The sequence below is a fragment of the Micromonospora sp. NPDC005173 genome, assembly GCF_040608515.1.
Taxonomy (GTDB): domain Bacteria; phylum Actinomycetota; class Actinomycetes; order Mycobacteriales; family Micromonosporaceae; genus Micromonospora.
Genome location: NZ_JBEXIK010000104.1, coordinates 1 through 1713, shown reverse-complemented (window position 1 = coordinate 1713; position 1713 = coordinate 1). Strand labels below are relative to the sequence as shown.

Sequence of the window (1713 nt, the reverse complement as noted above, 5' to 3'; positions counted from 1 at the left end):
CGGACACGGGGCCGAGGTGGTCGGCCTGGACGAGGAGTCAGCCGGATGGGTGCAGGCTCTCTCCGGTGACGGCATGTCGGCATGCCCGTCACCTGCCTCACGGGCAGGGTGACCAGGCTCCTCGACCGGATCGCCCGCTGACCGGGCCTCTGGATCACCGCCAGCGCGCTGCTGGCCCTGGCGGCCATGTGGTTCATCTCAGACGCCTACTTACACCGGACCCGGAATCGACACCGTCGCGATCGCCACGCTTGCGCACCTGAAAGACGCGGTACACGACCTACGCCCGCCTATCAAGGCTGCCGGGAATCCCGATACGGCTGTCCACCGACGTGGACGTCTGTCCCGCACCGGGTTTGATGGAGACATCGAAACCTGGGAGGAACACCAGCGATGCCCGCACCGAAGAAGTACAACGATGAGCTGCGTGAGCGTGCGACCCGGTTGGCGGTCGAGGCCCGCCGGGATCCGGCGTCGGCGGTCGGAGCGATCCGGCGGATCGCCGGCCAGCTTGGGATTCATCCGGAGGCGTTGCGTACGTGGGTGAAGAAGGCCGAGACCGACGCTGGTGACCGTCCGGGCACCACCAGCAGCGACGCGGAACGCCTCGCCGCGTTGGAACGGGAGAATCGTGAGCTGCGGCGGGCCAACCAGATCCTGAAGTCCGCGGCGAGTTTCTTCGCGGCGGAGCTGGACCGTCCGTCGCGATGAAGGTCGACTTCGTCGACTCCCAGAAGGCCGAACACGGTGTCCAGCCGGTCCTGCAGGCGCTCGAAGACACGCCGGCACAGATCGCACCGTCGACCTACTACGCGGCCAAGACCCGCCCGGCCTCGGCCAGGTCGCGGCGCGACGAGGAGCTGACCGCGATGATCGAGCGGATCCACGCGGAGAACTACGGCGTCTACGGCGCACGCAAGATCTGGCACGAGCTGCACCGCCGCAACGTGCCGGTGGCCCGGTGCACCGTCGAGCGGCTGATGCGCGAGTCCGGGCTGCGCGGGCTGGTGCGCGACAAAACGCCGCGCACGACCCGGCCCGCAGCCGAGACCGGCCGCCCGGGTGACCTGGTCAAACGGGACTTCACCGCGGAACATCCGAACCAGCTGTGGGTCGCCGACCTGACCTACGTGCGCACCAGCGTGGGCTGGGTGTACGCCGCGTTCATTCTCGACGTGTACTCCCGCATGATCGTCGGCTGGCAGGTCGCCACCAGCCTCTACACCGATCTTGCTCTCGACGCGCTGAAGATGGCGATCTGGCGCCGCGAGAATCACGGCGCTGACCTGCGCAAACTGGTCCATCACTCGGACAGGGGAGTCCAGTATCGAGCGATTCGCTACAGCCAGCGGCTCGCCGAGGCCGGCGCTGTCGCCTCGGTCGGCTCCAAGGGCGACTCGTACGACAACGCGATGGCCGAGGCGTTCAACTCGCTCTACAAGGCCGAACTCGTGCGCAACCGAGGTCCGTGGCGCGGGCTCGACGACCTGGAGATGGCCACCGTCGAGTACATCGACTGGTACAACAACCGCCGCCTGCACGGCGAACTCGGGCACATCCCGCCCGCCGAACACGAAGCCCTACACGCGATGACCCACCCGGTCACCGCACCCCTGAAAACCAGCTAACCAACTCTCCATCAAACCCGGGGCTTGACAGACGGACGGTGAGTGGGGGTGCCTGGCCGGTGGGTCGACGGTATGACCACCGGCG

Annotated in this window: 1 pseudogene; it reads left to right on the top strand. The window is 67.5% G+C overall.

The features are described 5' to 3' along the window. Positions 1-393: 393 nt before the first annotated feature. Positions 394-1628, top strand: a pseudogene (locus ABZV00_RS37760) (IS3 family transposase). Positions 1629-1713 lie beyond the last annotated feature (85 nt).